The sequence below is a fragment of the Lacticaseibacillus suihuaensis genome (assembly GCF_054785075.1).
The window spans coordinates 35,622-54,146 of the sequence record NZ_BAAGBJ010000004.1 but is presented as its reverse complement, the minus strand read 5'-3'; the positions used below and the strand labels follow the sequence as shown (position 1 = coordinate 54,146).

The window sequence follows — 18,525 nt, the reverse complement described above, 5'->3', positions numbered from 1 at the left end:
GAGGAATTATGATGCGTAAGTGGACGAAAGGTTTGGCTTTGGCCGCATCGCTTTGCGCAGTTGGCCTGATGGCGGCTGCATGTGGGAAGAGTGGTAGCGGTTCTCAGGCAAAGACCGTGGTCACGATGTACCGGCCCGGCAACAAGCTGAAGAACAACACTGAGATGACCAAGCTCATCAACAAGCAGATTCAAAAGCAGTACCCGAACATTGAACTGAAGATCGTGCCGATTAGCTGGGGCGATTACCAGTCCAAGTTCAACGTGATGCTGACTTCCGGTGATCCGTTCGACCTGGCCTTTGCTCAGCAGTACCAGGCGACCGTGCAAACCGGGGCCTACGCCGACCTGACCAGCCTGATCAAGAAGTACGCCAAGAAGGCCTACGACAACGTGGACCCGTCGTACTGGCAAGGGATTTCCTGGAACGGTAAGATTTACGGCTTCCCAACCAACGCGAACTCCTTCATCAACCAGACGGTTACCCTGAACGGCAACTTCCTGAAGAAGGACAACATCTCCACCAAGGGCGTGAAGTCCCTGCAGGACGTGACCCCACTTTTGGCCAAGTTCCACAAGGCCAACCCTTCGGTCACCCCGTTCGCCGTGTCTAAGGGTTACATCACCATCGACCCAGGCTACGAGTTCCCGCTGTCCAACACCCTGCCTTTTGCCATTGACCAAAGCGGCAAGAGCAACAAGGTCATCAACCAGTACAACACCAAGCAGCTCCAAAAGAACCTGAAGACCATGCACGAATGGTACCAGGCCGGCTACATCGCTAAGGATGCCGCAACGTCCACCACGGTTTACAACCTGCCGGACGACACTTGGTTCCTGCGGACTGAAGCCGTTGGGCCTTACGACTACGGCAACTCCGCGCTTGAAACGGCCGCGATGGGCAAGCCGATCACGACAATCAACATCGCCAAGCCTTACAAGTCCTCTTCCGATGCCCAAATGGCGGTTTACGTGGTTTCCAAGACTTCCAAGCACAAGAAGGAAGCCGTTCAGGTGCTGAACGCGATCAACACCAACAAGAAGCTTTTGAACACCATGGTCTGGGGTATCCAGGGCAAGCAGTGGCAGTTCACCGACAAAGCCAAGGGCAAGGTTAAGACGCTCAAGGGCTACCAGGCCGACACTTACTACGGCGCTTGGATGACCGGTAACAACAAGCTGCTTTACACCAAGAACACCGTCACCGATGCGCAGGTCAAGCAGCGTGATGAATCCATCAAGAACACTGCGGAATCCGCAGCGCTGGGCTTCATGCCTGACACGACGTCTGTGAAGACCGAAATGTCCAACATCACCAACGTCATGAGTAAGTACAACGACATCCTGAACACCGGGACCGCCGATCCGCTGCCAACCATCGCCAAGATGAACAAGGAACTCAAGGCCGCGGGTTACGACAAGGTTCAAAAGTTGCTGCAAAAGCAGTACGACAAGTGGCTTGCCGAAAAGAAGTAGTCTGAGCTAATCTGAACATCCTACACGAAAACACTGCGTTGACCGACTTATGGCGGTGGACGCGGTGTTTTTGCAGCTATGAAGGAGGAACACGATGTTTCCATACCAAAAGCCAACGCTGACCATTCGCGCCCGGGTCAAGGACCTGCTGGGCCGTATGAACACGCAGGAGAAAATCGGCCAGGTCAACCAGCACCTGTACGGCTGGCAGAGCTACGAACGCACCGAAGACGGCTTCAGCTTGACCGACGGCTTCAAGCAGCACGTCGCCTGGGGGGCGGGGCTTGGCGCGTTGTACGGCGTTTTTCGCGCCGATCCCTGGAGCCAAAAGGATTATCAGACCGGCGTTCGGGCCTGGGAGTCGGCCAAGCTCGCCAACCTGATTCAGCGCTACGTGATCGACCACTCGCGGCTGGGCATCCCGACTTTGATCGTCGAGGAGGCACCGCACGGCCACCAGGCGCTTGATGCGACCGTCTACCCGACCAACCTGGCCAAGGGCAACACCTTCGACCCGGCTTTGATCGAGCAAAGCGCGTCGCTGCAGCGCCAGGAGCTTCGCGCCAAGGGGGTCAACCTCGCCTTGGTCTCCACGCTGGACCTGATGAAAGATCCGCGCTGGGGCCGCGCCGAGGAGACCTTCGGCGAAAGCCCGACGCTGACCAACGCCTACACCCGGGCCGTGATCGCCGGCTTCCAAGGCGACCTGATTCAAGACGACTTCTGGGACCGGCCGGTGGCCAAGGACGCCGCAAGCCACATGGGCGTGGTGATCAAGCACCTGATCGGCCAAGGCGAGGCGCTGGGCGGCCACAATTCCGGCACCGTGCCGATGGGGGCCCGGGAGTTCGCCGATGTCTACGCGCCGCTGCTGGATGCCGTGCGTCACGCAATCGGCGTGATGGCGGCCTACAACGACATCGACGGGGTGCCGTGCCACGCCAACCGCGAGCTGTTGACGGCGCAGCTGCGCGGCCAGCACCACTTCCAGGGGCTGATCATGGCCGACGGCACTGCGCTGGATCGGCTGACCGACCTGTACGGCAGCGTCACGGTGGCCGCTGCCAAGGCGTTGCATGCCGGCGTCGACTTGAGCCTGTGGGACGACGTCTACACGCAGATTGAGGCGGCAATCGAGGCCGACGACACCGTGCTGGCCGACCTCGACGCCGCCGTCGCCCGGGTTTTGGCCACCAAGTTCGCGCTGGGGTTGTTCGATCACCCTTACGTGGCCGAAACCACGGCGGCCGACTTCCAGTCCTTGGCGACCACGGCCAGGGCCAACAACCTGGTGCTGGCTCAAGAAAGCATGACGCTGGTCCAAAACCGCGGCCTGCTGCCGCTGACCCGCGGCGCCAACATCGCCGCCATCGGCCCGCACGTCCAAAACATTTACCACTGGTTGGGCGACTACACCGGACCGCAACTGCCCGAGCATTACCGGACGCTGCCACAGGCGCTGAACGACTACGCCGGCAGCGTCACGACGGTACTGGGGTCGGCCGTGCGGGTCGTCGAACCCGACGACCACTTGATTCAAGAGGCGCTGGCCGCCGCGGCCAAGGCCTCGGTGATTGTGCTGACGCTCGGCGGGTCCAGCGCCCGCGATTTTGATATGCAGTTTCTCAGCAACGGCGCTTTGGAAAGCGGCGGCGTCAAGGCCAACACCGACACCGGCGAGAACATGGACGTCGCCAGCCTCACCCTGGGCGGCGACCAGCTGCGGTTGCTTCGGGCCCTTCACGCCACCGGCAAGCCAATTGTCGCGGTGATGGTGCAGGGGCGGCCCTACGACATCAGTGAGGTCATGCAGCTGGCCGACGCGGTGCTGGTCGCCTGGTACCCGGGCCAGTGCGGCCCCCAGGCGGTGGCGGATCTGCTGTTCGGTGCGGCTGAGCCGACCGGCCGGCTGCCGATCAGCTACCCGCACAACGTCGGGCAACTGCCGGTGTACTACTACCAGCGCCACGTCGCCAAAAACGACAACTACTTCGACGAAAGCGGAGCGCCGCTCCTACAGTTTGGCACCGGCCTGAGCTATTCGCCGGCCGCAGTCACCGGGCTCACCGCCACCTACGACGGCAGCCAGGCGACCGTCACCGCCACCGTCGCCAACCCGGACGAGAAGCCGGCGGTCGTGCCGGTCATCGTGTTCATGAAGCAGCGCGGCACCACGGCGCTGCCGCAGGAGAAGCGCTTGGCCGCCTTCACCCGTGTCAAGGTGCTGGCCGGGGCCACCACCACGGTCGCTTTGACCGTGACCAACGCCGAGCTGGCCTACACCGATGCCCGCATGCACCCGGCACTGCCGGCCACCGTCACGTTCGAGACGGCGACGGCCGCGCAGCAGGCGACCATCAAGCTCGCCTAAAGACGCCACAACGGCAACCAACCCTGGGCTGGTTGCCGTTTTTGATTGCTGCGACACGCCAGACCTATCGTTCCCGCGGCGAAAGAGTGGGCTAAAATGCGCGGCGCCGCCGTCAGCGGCCGGATGCGGCGAGACCGTAATTGGTCCGGTCCACCGCTGCGAAAACGCTGACATTGGGCCTTGGGTCGCCGTCGACTTCGTGGTAAGCTACCCGTGTGAGGCGACTGGTGTGGACCGGTCGCCCAGAAAGGATGCAAGTGATGGACACAAGGGACTGGCGGGGCTGGCAGCTGGCGGGGTTTTTGCTGCTGTCGATCACGCTGAACGCGCTGGGCAACGGGCTGACCGTCTGCCTGAACCTGGGATCGGCGCTTTGGACGGCCAGCTCGGTGAACCTGAGCCACGCCACCGGGATGTCGCTGGGGAACATGATGATGCTGATGGGGGCGGCGGTGATCATCACCAACGCTTTGATCATCGGCAAACTGCAGTGGCGGCGAGTATTAGGCAATCTGGTGTTCATGACGCCGTTCTCCTACTTGGTGCAGGGGGCAACGCGGCTGATTCAGCTGACGCCGGTGCAGAGCCTGCCGCTATGGGCCCGGGTGCTGCTGGATTTTGCCGGCATCAGCCTGGTCGGGATTGCGGTGTCCCTGTACCAGCGCGTCAACATCATGGTTCACCCTAACGATGACATGATGCAGATCGTGCGATTCAAGTTTTTCAAGGGTCGTGCGGTGCTGGCCCAGTGGGGGACCTACCTGATTCCCCTGACTCTGATCGCGCTGTCGGCCATCTTCACGCACCGCGTGTGGGCGGTCAACCTCGGCACGGCCTTTGCGCTGATCTGCCAGGGCTCGATTGTCGGCTGGGCCGACCTGCACGTTTTCCCGGCGCTGAAGCACCGCCACATCGACGGTGTCATCGTCAACCGGCAGGATTAACATCAAACTAAAAACGCCGGCTTCCCGGATTGCGGGGAGTCGGCTTCTTTGGCGTGGCGTGGCAGCGAGTGGTCATTGGGGCGGCCCCGGCTTGGCGGGTCGCTTACGGTTGCGCCTCGCTGGCCGCCTGGTGCATACGGTGGCGGTAGCTCAAGGGCGCTACGCCCATGTAGGCCTTGAAGGCGTGGTGGAAGGTCTTGACGCTGCCGAAGCCGCAGGTGGCCGCGACGATCGGCATTGGGTCGTCCGAGTCGACCAGCAGAAAGCAGGCCTTCATCAGGCGGTAGTCGGTCAAAAAGCGGCCGAAAGTGGTGCCGGTGTTTTTCTTGAAAAACCGCGCGAAGTACTGCGGGTTGAAGCCCAAGACGCTGGCGATGCCGGTCAGCGTGATTTCGGATTCGTAGTGGTCATCGATGTAGTCGTAAATCGTGTTGAGCTGCTGCATCGCGGTTTTGGCTCGCAGCGCCGCGCCGTCGTCGCCGGCCGGTGCGGCGCAAGGCGGCACCGCCTGGTCCAACAGGTCTAACAAAAGGTAGAGGTGACCCAGCACCGCCAGGCGGTTCAGCGGGTCCTGTGCGGCGGCGAACAAGGCGTTGAGCGCCCGGTTGAACGCTGCCACCGTCGCTCTGGGCCAGTCCTGGCTGCAGGGGCGGCGAGTGGTGAATAGCCGCGCGAGGTCCGAAACCGACCGTTGCATCGCCTGGGTGTCGAACACCCCGAGGTCGAACTGGTAGACGTTTCGCAGCGAGTTGGGCGCCGGCAGGAAGTAGTGGGGCTGGCCGCTGGCGATCAGGAAAACATCGCCGGCGTTGAGCTGCACCACCCGGCCGGCGACCCCGATGCGAATCGCGCCGGCGACGGCCTGGATGATCTCGATTTCCTTGTGCCGGTGCGGCGCGACCGGGCCCAGTCCCAGGTCGGGGAAGGCGCGGAAGGTCAGGGGTTCGTGCCAGGGCGGAATTTCGATGTAAGTGGACATGGCGGCCTCCAAAGGTCATTTTTCGGGAAAATAGCGTCAAGCACCGGGGAGGAAAGCGCTTCACCTTCACATTATAATGAACTCGATTAAAACAATCGAGGAGATGAACGGAATTGACATTAAAAATTGGCATCATCGGCTGTGGCGGCATCGCCAACGGTAAGCACCTGCCTTCCCTGCACCAACTGGACGTTGACCTGGTGGCCTTTTGTGATCTGATTCCCGAACGCGCCGAAAAGGCCGCGGCGGAGTACGGCGTTCCCGGCGCCAAGGTGTTCACCGACTACCGCGAGCTGTTGAAAGAGGACCTCGACGTCGTTCACGTGCTGACGCCTAACGCCGCCCACGCCCCGCTGACCATCGCGGCGCTTGAGGCCGGCTGCCACGTGATGTGCGAAAAGCCGATGGCCAAAACCGCAGCCGAGGCCAAGGCGATGCTGGACGCGGCGCGTCGCACCGGCAAGAAGCTGACCATCGGCTACCAGAACCGCTGCCGCAAGGACTCCTTGTACCTGCACGAGGCCTGCGAAGAAGGGCAGCTCGGCGACATCTACTTCGCTAAGGCCCACGCGGTGCGGCGCCGTGCCGTGCCGACCTGGGGTGTTTTCCTGGACCACGAGGCGCAAGGCGGCGGTCCCCTGATCGACATCGGCACACATGCGCTGGACCTCACCCTGTGGATGATGAACAACTACGAGCCGGCGATGGTGCTCGGCCAGACCTACCGCGAGCTCGGCGACAACCCGCACTCCGCCAACGCTTGGGGCCCGTGGGATCCCAAGAAGTTCACGGTCGAAGACTCCGCGTTCGGCTTCGTCAAGATGAAGAACGGCGCGACGATTTTCCTTGAATCCAGCTGGGCCTTGAACACCCTGGACGTCAAGGAGGCCAAGACCACGCTGTGCGGCAACAAGGGCGGCGCCGACATGGACCACGGCCTGACCATCAACGGCGAGGACCACTCGACCTTGTACCAAAAGGAAATCGACCTGAGCACCGGCGGCGTCGCCTTCTTCGACGGCGCCGGCGACGACCCGGCCTTGACCGAGGCCCGGCAGTGGATCGCGGCGGTCGAAAACGACACGGAGCCGCTGGTCAAACCGGAGCAGGCCCTGGTGGTCACCCAAATTCTCGAGGCCATCTACAAGTCGGCCAAGACCGGCCAGCCGGTGGTGTTCTAGCCAGGGCGGAGCCGGGCGCAGTTAGCGGAACGTATAGCCTAGCCGTGACGTTTGAGGCCCGGGCTTGGCCTCAAGCGACGCGGCGTAGCTATGCGCTTCCGCGTTGCCCGGCGTAGCCCGACGATCAGCGCGTGGAACGCGGCGTAGCTAGCCGCTTCCGCGTTGCCTCGTGGAACGCGTTTACCAGGGCGGAGCCGGGCTGCGGCCCGGACGCCCCACTGCTTCCGGCTCCGGGTCGGGGCGGCGGAACGCGTGGGGCTCTCTGGAGCCCGTTCCGGTCTCCAGACCCGCCCTTCCTGTAAGCCGGCAAGTGCGGCCGGCTAACAGGAATTTCACGCTGGCTCGCCCCGGCCCTCCGCCTCCAGCAGTGGGGCATCTGGGCCTCCGCCCTACCTAGTGGTTTTATCCACAGTCAGTGGCATTTGAGGTTAACTATCGACGGATTGTATTGTCAGATACGCCCTAGCCTTGGCGGCCTGATGCAGGCGTTTGGCTGAAGACGCCGTGTAGCCAGCCGTTCCCGTGTTGTTCGGCGTAGCCCGACGAAAAGCGTGTGTGACGAGGTGCCTGCGCGAAACGCTTTGTCAGCGGTTACCCCTTGCGTGAATTGAATTGGAGGAAAACACATTGATTAAAGTCACAATCTGGAACGAATTTCGGCACGAGAAGTCGGAGCCGACGGTGCAGGCCGTCTACCCCGAAGGCATTCACAAGCAGCTGGCGAGCTTCCTTCAGGCACCGGATGTGCAGGTTCGCACCGCGACGTTGGACGAGCCGGACAACGGCCTGCCGCAAAGTGTGCTCGACGACACCGACGTCCTGCTGTGGTGGGGCCACATGGCGCATGGCGACGTGCAAGACGCCACGGTCGACCGCGTGTACAATCGCGTGATGGCCGGTATGGGGCTGATTGTGCTGCACTCCGGGCACTTCTCCAAGATTTTCAAGAAGCTGATGGGGACGACCTGCAACCTGAAGTGGCGCGAAGACGGCCACCACGCGCGGATCTGGAACGTCAAGCCGAGCCACCCGATTGCCGCCGGCATTCCCGACCACATCGAGCTGCCGCAAGAGGAGATGTACGGCGAGCAGTTCGACGTGCCGACGCCGGACGACCTGATTTTCATCTCCTGGTTCCCGGGCGGCGAGGTGTTCAGAAGCGGCATGACCTACCACCGCGGCAACGGCAAAATTTTCTACTTCCAGCCGGGCCACGAAACCTTCCGCAGCTACTACCTGCCGGAGGTGCAGCGCGTGATTCAAAACGCGGTGCGGTGGTGTGCGCCAGACGACCCGCGGCCGCGCGTGTTTGATCACTACCAGCCATTGGAGGACTTGGACTGATGAAATCCGGATTGCAGCTTTACAGCATCGGCGCCGCCATGCAGCAGGCACCGATCACCACTATCGAGCAGGTGGCCAAAATGGGCTACCAAGGCGTCGAGTTCGCCGGCTACTTCGATCAGCCGGCTGAGGCGCTGCGGGCGACGGTCAAGGACGCGGGGATGCAGATTGCCGGCTCCCACCTGAACTACGAGCAGCTGGTCGAGCACCTCGAGGCCGTGATTGCCTACGAGCGGCCGCTGGGCAACCGGCGCCTGATCGTGCCTTGGGCGGCCTTTGACACGATTGAAGAATGGGACCGCGCCTTCGCCTTGCTGGAGGAGGCGGGGCAAAAGGCCCACGGTCTGGGCTACGAGCTGATCTACCACAACCACGGCCACGAGTTCATGACCTTCCCGGGTGTCGACCTGCTGGATCGCATGTACCAGGCGACCACGCACGTGAAGTTCGAGGTCGACGTCTACTGGCTGGCCTACGCCGGCATCGACGTGCTGGCCTGGCTTGAGGCCCACCAAGACCGCGTCGCGATGCTGCACATGAAGGACCTCGCGACCTTGGACGGCGAACGCCAAAGCGTCGAGCTGGGCACCGGCGACCTGCCGCTGCGGCAGTACACCGAATTCGCCAAGGCTCACGGCATCGAGTGGCTGGTGGTCGAGCAGGAGGCCTTCGCCCAAGACGAGCCGCTGGTCGCCGCGGCCAAGAACGCGACGTACCTCAATAATCTGATCAAGGAGGTTGAACGATGAAGTTAGGCGTTTTCACCCCAGTTTTCAACGCACTATCCTTCGACGACATGCTGGACAAGGCCCAAAGCCTGGGCCTGCAGGCGATCGAAATCGGCGCCGGCGGCAACCCCGGCACCGCACACCTGGACCCGGACGCCTTGCTGGCCAGCGCCGACAAGCGCCACGAGTACCTGGCCAAGGTTGAGGCGCATGGGCTGACCATCTCGGCTTTGAGCTGCCACAACAACCCGATCTCGCCGCTGCCGCAAGTCGCGCAGCAGGCCGACGAGACGTTACGCAAAACCATCCGGCTGGCCGAGTTGATGAACGTGCCGGTGGTCAACGAGTTCTCGGGCGTCTCCGGCGGCAACGAAACCGACACCCAGGTCAACTGGCCGACCATCGCCTGGCCGACGGAGTACCGCGATTCCTACGAGTTCCAGTGGGAGAAGCGCCTGATTCCTTACTGGCAGGGCATCAACGATGTCGCCACGGCCGCGGGGATCAAGATCGGCATCGAGCTGCACGGCGGGTTCCTCTGCCACACGCCTTACACGATGCTGAAGCTGCGCGACGCCACCGGCCCGGCCATCGGCTGCAACCTCGATCCGAGTCACATGTGGTGGCAGGGCATCGACCCGGTCGCCGCCATCAAGATTCTGGGCGCGGCCGGGGCCCTGCACCATTTTCACGCCAAGGACACCTACCTGGATCAAGACAACATCAACATGCACGGCCTGACCGATATGCAGCCTTACGAGTCGCTGAAGACCCGGGCTTGGACCTTCCGCACGGTCGGCTACGGCCACGGGCTCAAGGACTGGCGCGACATGATCTCGGCCCTGCGCCTCTACGGCTACGACTACGTGGTCTCCATCGAGCACGAAGACCCGCTGATGTCCGTCGACGAAGGGTTGCACCGCGCCGTCGCCAACCTCAAGTCCTGCCTGATTGAAGAGACGCCAGGGGCGACCTGGTGGACCGGCGACACGATTTAGTCAAAACGCACAAAGGAGTAATCTTGTGAAAAAAATCATCATGGGTATCGTCGGCTACGGTGGCATGGGCTCGCACCACGCCCGGAACCTGATCGCGGTCGAACCCAACGTCGAACTCAAGGGGGCCTACGACATCGACCCCAAGCGCCAAGAAGCGATCGCCGCAGACGGCTTCAAGGCGTATGACAGCTACGACGCACTGCTGGCCGATCCAGACATCGACTTGGTGCTGGTCGCAACGCCGAACGACCGCCACAAGCCGCTGGCCATTCAGGCGCTTGAGGCCGGTAAGAACGTGCTGAGCGAGAAGCCGGCGATGATGTCGCCACAGGAGCTTGAGGACGTGCTGGCCGTGGCCAAGCGCGTCGGCCGCGAGTTCTTCGTTCACCAAAACCGCCGCTGGGACCCCGATTTTCGCATCGTGACGGCCCTGGTTGAGCAGCAACAGGCCGGCGAGGTCTTTCGCATCGAATCGCGCGTTCACGGCGCCAACGGCATCCCCGGCGACTGGCGCCACTACAAGCAGTACGGCGGTGGCATGATCCTCGACTGGGGCGTTCACCTGCTGGATCAGCTTTTGTACCTGCTGGATGGGCCGATCGTGCGGGTGCAGGCAGAGACCAGCCAGGTGCTGGGCAACGACTGCGACGACGGCTTCACCGCGACCTTGACCTGGGCCTCTGGCATCACCGCGGTGGTCGAGGTCGGCACAACCAACTTCATCAAGCTGCCGCGCTGGTACGTCAAAGGGGCGGAAGGCACGGCGCAGATCACCGACTGGGACCTGAGCGGTGAGGTGGTCGTCGCCACCGGCATCGACACCTCGGCCCCGGAGCCGATTCAGGCCGGCGTCGGGCTGACCAAGACCATGGCGCCGCCGACCGAGGCCGCGATTCGCCGCGAACCGCTCCCGGCCGGGGTGCCGCTTGAGCCGAGCTTCTACGAAAACGTCGCGGAGGTGCTCAACGGAAAGAGCGAGCGCATCGTGCAAAACGCCGAGGTGCTGCGGGTGCTGCGCCTGATCACGGTGATTTTTGAGGCGGCCGAGACCCATCAGACCCTGCCATTCGAATAGCTGACACGGACGCCTGCCGCATGCGGTGGGCGTTTTTTGGTTGCGGCGAGGCGTGTATTTTCGGCCAAAAACCCGTATAATGTAAAGAAAAAAGAGACTGGTGGTAGTTATGGAAATCGTCCAAAAGGCGCCAGCCAAGATCAACCTCAGCTTAGACGCGCTGTACCGCCACCAAGACGGCGAACACGAGTGGCGGATGGTCATGACCGCGGTTGACCTGGCCGATTACGTCCACATCCAGCCGGCCACGGCCCTGCAGGTGACCACGGACAGCGGGTTTTTGCCCGAGGACCCGCGCAACCTGGCCTACCAGGCGGCCAAGGCGCTGGCCAAGGCGGCCGGGGTGACGGCCGGCGCCAAGATTCACATCGAAAAACACATCCCGGTGGCCGCGGGGCTGGGCGGCGGCTCCTCCGACGCCGCGGCGGTGCTGCGGGGGCTCAATGACCTGTGGCACCTGGGTTACAGCAAGGCCAAGCTGGCGGCGATCGGCCTGACCGTCGACTCCGACGTGCCGTTTTGCGTCTACTCGCAAACCGCGCTGGTGCGAGGGCGCGGCGAGGTCGTCCAGCCGCTGGGACCACTGCCCAACTGCTGGGTGGTGCTGGCCAAGCCCAAGGTGTCGGTGTCGACGCCGAGCATCCTGAACGCAATCGATTACTCGCAGCCACTGCCGCGGCCTGACACCGGCATGGTGCTTGAGGGCATCGCGCGGCGCGACTTCGCCCAGATGGCCAGCGGCATGTGCAACAGCCTCGAGCAGCTGACCGCCAGCCGCCACCCGGAGATCACCGAGCTCAAGCACCGCTTCTTGAAGTACGGCGCGACGGTCGCGCAGATGTCCGGCTCCGGCCCCACGGTGTTCGCCTTGTGCGAGCAACAAAGCCGCGCCGCCCGGGTGTACAACAGCATGAAGGGTTTTTGCCACGAGGTCTACCTGGTTCGCCCGTTGGGGTGAGCCCAACCGCCGTGCCGGCAGCGGGCGGCGGTTTTTTGATGGGCTGGCCGCGGTCGGCGGGATGGCGAATGCGAGAAGCCGCCTTGCTTGGACCTTAGGCGCATGATTACTTCGGGATGGATGCAATGAAAACGCTGAGACGAACCGACGTTGCCCGATACGCTTGTGAATCGCCTGGGAGGGCGTACAATTATCGCTGGAAGTATCTAACGGATATGCAATGTGAGGGGATGATCGCGATGTTCTTCTTGAGGCAACCGCGTGAACTGTTCGAACATGGGCTCGACTTTGGCGGCCGCAGTACCCGACTGACCTACTGGCTGACCACACTTTGGCTGGTCCTCGGGTTCCTGGTGTTTGAGGGCTCGTCAACGGCCTACCGTTGCTCCTGATGCGGACGGGGACCCCTGGAGGCGGGGGTTCCCTCATCCTAGGAACCGTTGTCGGCGTGGTGGTTGTCGCCTTCGCGTTGCTGGCGGTGGCCTGCATCATTCCGGTGCTGGCCCTGCACGAGCGGCGCTACCGCGACACCGGGCTTTTCGGCTGGCTGTTTTGGGTGTGGTTCGCCGCGACGCTTATCGTTAGCAGTCGAGGCAACGGGTCGTTGATTCAACAGCTCCTTTTTCTGATCGATCTGGTCATCACCGTGCTGCCGACGGATTGGGTCAAGGCGGTGGCCAAGCGGCGTCAAGGCGCCATCGATTAACGTTACCGGCGACGGCGAACCTGGGCGCTTGTCAGACAGTGGAAGGGGGCTTGGCCGCTTTGCACTGTGTGGCAGGCGCCTTTTTGGATTGAGCACCGCCCTGCCAGCGGTCTCACACAGCGAGGCCGCCGCGTTCGGCAGAAAGGAGTCTTACCATGGATCTCAGCGCATCAACCTTTCAGCTGCCGGCCGCGGCGAGCCTGACGCCGGCCCAAAAAGCCGTTCAGGCGGCGCTGTTGGACTTCATCGCGACGCATCGCGGCGCTGAGCAGGCCGCGGTGTTTGTGCTGGAAGGCGATGCCGGGTCGGGCAAAAGCGCGGTGCTGGCCGCCGTTTTTGCCGCCTTGCAGCACCGGGCCCGGCGGCGTGGCGACGCGTGGTTCGGGATGCACAACAAGCTGGTAGTCAACCACAACGAGATGCTCAAGGTCTACTGGGAACTGGCCGCCCAAGATCCGCTGCTGCACAAGGCCGACTTTCAAAAACCCACGCCGCTGCTCAACCGGCTGGCCAAAAAGGGTGAGCGGCTCGACGTCGTGTTCGTCGACGAAGCCCAGCTGTTGCTGAGCCAGCCCGACCCCTTCAACAACTTCCGCGGGGGCGACCAGGTGACGGCGCTTTTGGGCGTCGCCGCCGTGGTCGTGCTAGTGGTCGATTTTGGCCAGGTGGTCAAGCTCAAGTCGCGCTGGACCAAGGCGACGCTGGACCGGGCGTTGGCCGGCCACGCGGTGGTTCACCAGCACCTGGCCGGGCAGCTGCGGGTGCAAACGCCCGGCGTCAGCGCCTGGATCAACGCGTTCAACCGAGGCGAGCTGCGGCCGCTGCCGAGCCGCGGGGTGCGGGTGTTCACCGACGGGCAGCCGCTGGCCGACTGGATTGCGGCGCAGGACCGGCGGGTGGGGCTGTCGCGGCTGCTTGCGACCACCGATTTTCCCTTCCGGGTCTTTGGCGCCAAGGACTGGTTCGTGCAGGCCGGAACGCTGCGGCTGCCTTGGGACCACATCAACTTCACCGACCGGCCCTGGGCCAGCCGGCCGGAGACGCTGCACGAGGTCGGGTCGGTGTACACCATTCAGGGCTTTGACCTCAATTACGCCGGCGTGATCCTAGGGCCGAGCTTCGGCTACGACGCAATCGGCGACCGGGTCGTGGTCGACCCGTCGCGCTTCGAGGACCAGACGGCCTTTCGCCGTCGGGCCGACCTGCCGGACGACGCGGCGGCCAAGCAGGCGATTGTGCGAAACGTCGCCAACATTCTGATGAAGCGCGGTCGGCTGGGGTTGGGCCTGTTTGCCACCGACCCGGCGCTCTTGCGGCGGCTGTTGGCGCTGGGTCACGCGGCGGCCGAATGAGGCGCTGCGCGTCCGTGGCGGGGCGGGTGCGGTGGCCGCTGCGCCTCGCCGGTGGCCGGCCGCTGCCGCCTCCTGCCGGCTTCCGGCTGGCGGTGGGGTTTGGCGACGGTGACCCGGAGTGACGGTGTTGGGCCGAGGGTCGACGGCAAACCGGGGGGGCGGTTGACTTTCCTTGTGATGCCCGGCACAATGAGGGGTGAATACAAGGGGCGGAATACTGGGTGGTCGCGCCGCGGTTTTTGAACCGCCGGCGCCGGTCTGGGGAGACCGGCAAGACCACCGCCACCGCACCGGCGAAGGAGGAGTCGCAATGAAGCATCAACCAAGTCAGGCCTTTCGGTGGGGCATCGTGCTCAACGCCGGCTACATCGTGGCGGAGGTGGCCTTCGGGGTGGCCGTCGGGTCGATCGCGCTGGTGGCCGATGCGATGCACAACCTGAGCGACGTGCTGGGGCTGGGCATCGCGTGGTTCGCCGACTGGCTGTCTTGCCGGCAGCCGACGCTCAAGCGAACCTATGGCTACAAGAGCTCCTCGATTCTGGCGGCCCTGATCAACGCGGTTTTCCTGCTGGTCGCGATGGGCGCGATCATCGTCGAGGCGGCCGGCCGCTTCGCTCACGCCGAGCCGATTCAAGGCGGCATCGTGATGGCGGTGGCCGGCGTCGGTATCCTGGTCAACGGGGTGACCGCCCTGATGTTTCACGCCGGGCAGTCGCATGACTTGAACATTCGCGGCGCCTTTTTGCATATGGCGGCCGACGCTGGGGTCTCCTTGGGCGTGGTCATCGCCGGCGGGTTGTACCTGCTGACGGGCTGGACCTGGCTTGATCCGCTGGTGTCGATTCTGGTCGCGCTGGTGGTCCTGGTCAGTACCTGGGGGCTGCTCAAGGACGCGGTCAACCTGGCGATGGCGGCGGTCCCTAAGGCCATCGACTTGGCCAAGGTTCACGCGCTGATCGACGGCTTCCCGACGGTGGTCGGCTGCCACGACCTGCACGTCTGGGCCCTGAGCACCACCGATGTCGCGCTGACGGTGCATGTCACCCGCACGACGTCTTGCAACAACGACCAGTTCCTCGAGCAGCTGGGGCACAAGCTGCGCCACACCTTCGACATCGCGCATGTGACGATTCAGGTGGAGTACGGCGACTACCAGCCGCTGCAGGCGACGGACAACCCGTACTGAGGACTGGGCGCGTGAGTGAAAAGGCCGGCGACGGCCTTTTTTGTTGCGCAGGCGACCGGGCGACCCCGCGGCGGCTGGACATATTCTGTCTGGATACCGGCGAAAGCGGAACGAGCCGCGGGGCAAAATCCGGGTTTTACCGGATAGTTGCGAACAATTGCGAGAAATTGGCCGAAATATCTCGAAATTCACGGAACAATCCCGTATAATGTTGAAGATTGGTGCAATAGTTAGCACGATAATCCAAATATTCGGAGTTGGGAGATAACACTATGAAAGTTCGGCGCAGTAACCGCCTGATCGACATGACACGCTACCTGATGGAGCGGCCCCACACGCTGGTGCCGCTGACCTTTTTCTCAAAACGCTACGACTCGGCCAAGTCCTCGATCTCAGAGGACCTGGCGATCGTTCGCCACACCTTCGCCCAGCGCGAAACCGGCATCCTTGAGACGGTGCCTGGTGCGGCCGGCGGGGTGCGGTTCATCCCGACCATCGGCGAGCACGAGGCGACGGGCTTCATCACGGACATGGCGACGCGGCTTTGCGAAACCGATCGCCTTTTGCCCGGCGGTTACGTGTACCTGTCCGACCTGCTCGGGACCCCGGATGTACTGCGCCAGATTGGCCGCCTGATCGCCACCCAGTACCTGGGGGCGCATGTCGACGCCGTGATGACCGTCGCGACCAAGGGCATTCCGATCGCCCAAAGCGTCAGCCAGTACCTGAACGTGCCGTTCGTGATCGTGCGGCGCGACTCCAAGATCACCGAGGGCTCGACCGTCAGCGTGAACTACGTGTCGGCCAGCTCCGCTCGCATTGAGAAAATGGAGCTGAGCAAGCGCAGCCTCCCGGCCGGGTCGCGGGTCCTGATCGTCGACGACTTCATGAAGGGCGGCGGCACCGTCAACGGGATGCGCAGCCTGATCGCGGAGTTCGACGCCAACTTGGTCGGCATCTCCGTGTTCGCCGAGGGCAACTTCTCGGGCGACCGCATGGTGACCGATTACACCAGCCTGATTCGCGTCGACGAGGTCGACACCAAGGCCAACACGCTTCACGCGGTGGCCGGCAACTACTTGGCCCAAAACGCGGCGCATTTCGCCGACCTGGCGAAGCGGCAAACGGTATAAGCGCAAAAAGGTGCGGGGAACGCACCTTTTTATTTACAATTAAGTTAATGGTACGGTGAATTGCAAGTTCGGCGAATCCGCCTTATAGTGTTCAGGTAAGCAAACCAAAGGAGCAGATTATGGCAGAAAAATACACGATCATTCTGGCCGCGGGCAAGGGGACGCGGATGAAGTCGAAGGTTCACAAGGTGCTGCAGACCCTGTGCGGCAAGACCATGGTGGACCACGTGCTGACCGAAGTCGAGAAAATGCACCCGACGGAGGTCGTCACCGTGATCGGCCACGACGCCGACGCGGTGCGGGCCAGCCTGGGCAACCGCAGCCAGTACGCGCTGCAGGAGAAGCAGCTAGGTACCGGCCACGCGGCGCTTCAGGCGGAGCCGATGCTCGGCGGCAAGGACGGGGTGACCCTGATTGTGTCCGGCGACACGCCGCTGTTGACGGCCGAGACCTTTGAGAAGCTCTTCGCCTACCACCAGGACAAGGGGGCCGCGGCGACGATCTTGACGGCGCAGGCGCCGGATCCGACCGGCTACGGCCGCATCATTCGCAACGACTTGGGCACCGTGCAGCGCATCGTGGAGCAAAAGGACGCGACGCACGAAGAGGCGCAGGTCACAGAGATTAACACCGGCGTTTTCTGCTTCGACAATAAGCGCCTGTTCGAGGCCTTGCACCAGATGAAAAACGACAACGCCCAGGGCGAGTACTACCTGACCGACGTGATCGAAATTCTCAAGCGCGAAGGCGCCGTGATTGCGGCCTACAAGATGCCCGACTTCAGCGAGTCCATCGGCGTCAACGACCGCGTCGCGCTGGCCGAGGCGACCCGTGTGATGCAGGCGCGAATCAACCGCCGCCACATGCAAAACGGCGTGAAGCTGATCGACCCGGCGACGGCCTACATCGACGCCGACGTCGTGATCGGCGCCGACACCACCGTCGAGCCCGGCGTCCAGTTGATCGGCCACACCGTGATCGGCGAGGACTGCGTGATTGGGTCCCACTCCAAGATCGTCGACTCGACCATTGAAGACGGCGTCACCGTCACCAGCTCGACCATCGAGGAATCGGTGATGCACAAGGGCTCAGACATCGGCCCGAACTCCCACCTGCGGCCGCAGTCGGACATCGGTGAAGACGCGCATCTGGGCAATTTTGTCGAAATCAAAAAGGCGACGATCGGCCCTCGCACCAAGGTCGGCCACCTGACCTACGTCGGGGATGCGACGCTTGGCTCCGACATCAACGTCGGCTGCGGCGTGGTCTTCGTCAACTACGACGGCGTCAAGAAGTGGCACACCACCGTCGGCGACCACAGCTTCGTCGGCAGCAACTCGAACATCATCGCCCCGGTCGCCTTGGCCGACCACAGCTTCGTGGCCGCCGGCTCGACCATCACCGACGACGTGCCGTTCCACGCGATGGGCATCGCCCGGGCCCGGCAGGTCAACAAGGAAGACTTCTGGTCCCGCACAGCCCTGGCCGACGACGCCGAATGGAATAAGTGACAAGACTGGCCGCGGGGAACCGCGGCCTTTTTGGACCCAGAGCGGAGCCAGGCGGGTTTAGCGGAACGCATAGCCTAGGCGTGGCACTTGAGGCCCGGGCTTGGCCTCAAGTGACGCGGCGTAGCTATGCGCTTCCGCGTTGCCTGGCGGAGCTCGACGAGACCCAGAGCGGAGCCAGGCGGGTTTAGCCGGACGAGTAGCGTGGGGTTGGGCATTGGGCCCGGGCTTGGCCCGGTGGCCGACCCGAGCTAATCGTTCCGGCGTTGCTCGGCGGAGCTCGACGAAACCAGAGCGGATGGCCGCGCAGTTAGCGGGACGGGTAGCCTAGCCGTGGCAGTCGGGGGCCGGGCTTGGCCCTAAGCTCCAGCTCGGCGACACCGGATCAAAGTGGCGGCCATGGGGCTGCGATGCCTGGAGTTACCCGCCGGCGGCCGTCGTCTAAAATATTTTCTGAAAATCACCCAACCCGCGGCCACCGGGTACGTCACGCCATGGCCTGGCGAACACAGTTTGCCGCGCGGTGGTGACACAGCGGTGGTTTTTCACGCAGCCTGCGGGAAAAACCCGCAAAAGGCGTAATCTCT

The 18,525-nt window shown here is 63.2% G+C and carries 15 protein-coding genes; 14 read left to right on the top strand and 1 reads right to left on the bottom strand.

The window, feature by feature from the left end; genetic code table 11:
* Window positions 1–11 precede the first annotated feature (11 nt).
* The 3 genes from ACYVRZ_RS04965 (at window position 12) to ACYVRZ_RS04955 (ending at window position 4,790) form a co-directional block, all read left to right on the top strand.
* Window positions 12–1,475, top strand: a complete 1,464-nt coding sequence (locus ACYVRZ_RS04965) for an ABC transporter substrate-binding protein (RefSeq protein ID WP_461225351.1) — start codon at window positions 12–14, stop codon at window positions 1,473–1,475.
* A 94-nt stretch (window positions 1,476–1,569) separates the two neighbouring features.
* Window positions 1,570–3,846, top strand: coding sequence for a glycoside hydrolase family 3 N-terminal domain-containing protein (locus ACYVRZ_RS04960; RefSeq protein ID WP_461225348.1), 2,277 nt, complete (start codon window positions 1,570–1,572; stop codon window positions 3,844–3,846).
* 260 nt (window positions 3,847–4,106) lie between these two features.
* The gene (locus tag ACYVRZ_RS04955; RefSeq protein WP_461225347.1) at window positions 4,107–4,790 is read left to right on the top strand and encodes a YczE/YyaS/YitT family protein; all 684 of its coding nucleotides are present in this window, start codon (window positions 4,107–4,109) and stop codon (window positions 4,788–4,790) included.
* 103 nt (window positions 4,791–4,893) lie between these two features.
* Here ACYVRZ_RS04955 and ACYVRZ_RS04950 read toward each other — a convergent pair whose 3' ends face one another.
* Complete coding sequence (locus ACYVRZ_RS04950) at window positions 4,894–5,769, bottom strand: AraC family transcriptional regulator (protein ID WP_461225345.1); 876 nt, start codon at window positions 5,767–5,769, stop codon at window positions 4,894–4,896.
* Between the two features lie 113 nt (window positions 5,770–5,882).
* On the opposite strand from ACYVRZ_RS04950, the gene ACYVRZ_RS04945 reads away from it, so the two are divergent.
* From ACYVRZ_RS04945 to glmU, 11 genes are all read left to right on the top strand, one after another.
* On the top strand, window positions 5,883–6,950 hold the full coding sequence (locus ACYVRZ_RS04945) for a Gfo/Idh/MocA family protein (protein ID WP_461225343.1): 1,068 nt from the start codon (window positions 5,883–5,885) through the stop codon (window positions 6,948–6,950).
* A gap of 627 nt (window positions 6,951–7,577) precedes the next feature.
* On the top strand, window positions 7,578–8,294 hold the full coding sequence (locus ACYVRZ_RS04940; protein WP_461225342.1) for a ThuA domain-containing protein: 717 nt from the start codon (window positions 7,578–7,580) through the stop codon (window positions 8,292–8,294).
* A complete protein-coding gene (locus ACYVRZ_RS04935; protein WP_461225340.1) occupies window positions 8,294–9,043 on the top strand; it encodes a sugar phosphate isomerase/epimerase family protein in 750 nt (249 codons plus the stop codon). Before ACYVRZ_RS04940 ends, ACYVRZ_RS04935 begins: the two co-directional genes overlap by 1 nt.
* Window positions 9,040–10,020 carry a sugar phosphate isomerase/epimerase family protein gene (locus ACYVRZ_RS04930; RefSeq protein WP_461225339.1) on the top strand — a complete coding sequence of 327 codons (981 nt, stop codon included), beginning with the start codon at window positions 9,040–9,042 and terminating at the stop codon, window positions 10,018–10,020. Before ACYVRZ_RS04935 ends, ACYVRZ_RS04930 begins: the two co-directional genes overlap by 4 nt.
* 25 nt (window positions 10,021–10,045) lie before the next feature.
* Complete coding sequence (locus ACYVRZ_RS04925; protein ID WP_461225337.1) at window positions 10,046–11,095, top strand: Gfo/Idh/MocA family protein; 1,050 nt, start codon at window positions 10,046–10,048, stop codon at window positions 11,093–11,095.
* A gap of 109 nt (window positions 11,096–11,204) precedes the next feature.
* Window positions 11,205–12,053: a 4-(cytidine 5'-diphospho)-2-C-methyl-D-erythritol kinase gene (ispE, locus tag ACYVRZ_RS04920; RefSeq protein ID WP_461225335.1), complete on the top strand. Its 849-nt coding sequence runs from the start codon at window positions 11,205–11,207 to the stop codon at window positions 12,051–12,053.
* A gap of 448 nt (window positions 12,054–12,501) precedes the next feature.
* Complete coding sequence (locus ACYVRZ_RS04915; protein WP_461225333.1) at window positions 12,502–12,759, top strand: hypothetical protein; 258 nt, start codon at window positions 12,502–12,504, stop codon at window positions 12,757–12,759.
* Between the two features lie 155 nt (window positions 12,760–12,914).
* Complete coding sequence (locus ACYVRZ_RS04910) at window positions 12,915–14,111, top strand: DNA/RNA helicase domain-containing protein (protein WP_461225331.1); 1,197 nt, start codon at window positions 12,915–12,917, stop codon at window positions 14,109–14,111.
* A gap of 310 nt (window positions 14,112–14,421) precedes the next feature.
* A complete protein-coding gene (locus ACYVRZ_RS04905; protein ID WP_262315023.1) occupies window positions 14,422–15,297 on the top strand; it encodes a cation diffusion facilitator family transporter in 876 nt (291 codons plus the stop codon).
* 272 nt (window positions 15,298–15,569) lie between these two features.
* Complete coding sequence (gene purR, locus ACYVRZ_RS04900; RefSeq protein ID WP_262315022.1) at window positions 15,570–16,430, top strand: pur operon repressor; 861 nt, start codon at window positions 15,570–15,572, stop codon at window positions 16,428–16,430.
* Between the two features lie 119 nt (window positions 16,431–16,549).
* Window positions 16,550–17,941 carry a bifunctional UDP-N-acetylglucosamine diphosphorylase/glucosamine-1-phosphate N-acetyltransferase GlmU gene (gene glmU, locus ACYVRZ_RS04895; RefSeq protein WP_461225328.1) on the top strand — a complete coding sequence of 464 codons (1,392 nt, stop codon included), beginning with the start codon at window positions 16,550–16,552 and terminating at the stop codon, window positions 17,939–17,941.
* Window positions 17,942–18,525: the final 584 nt, after the last annotated feature.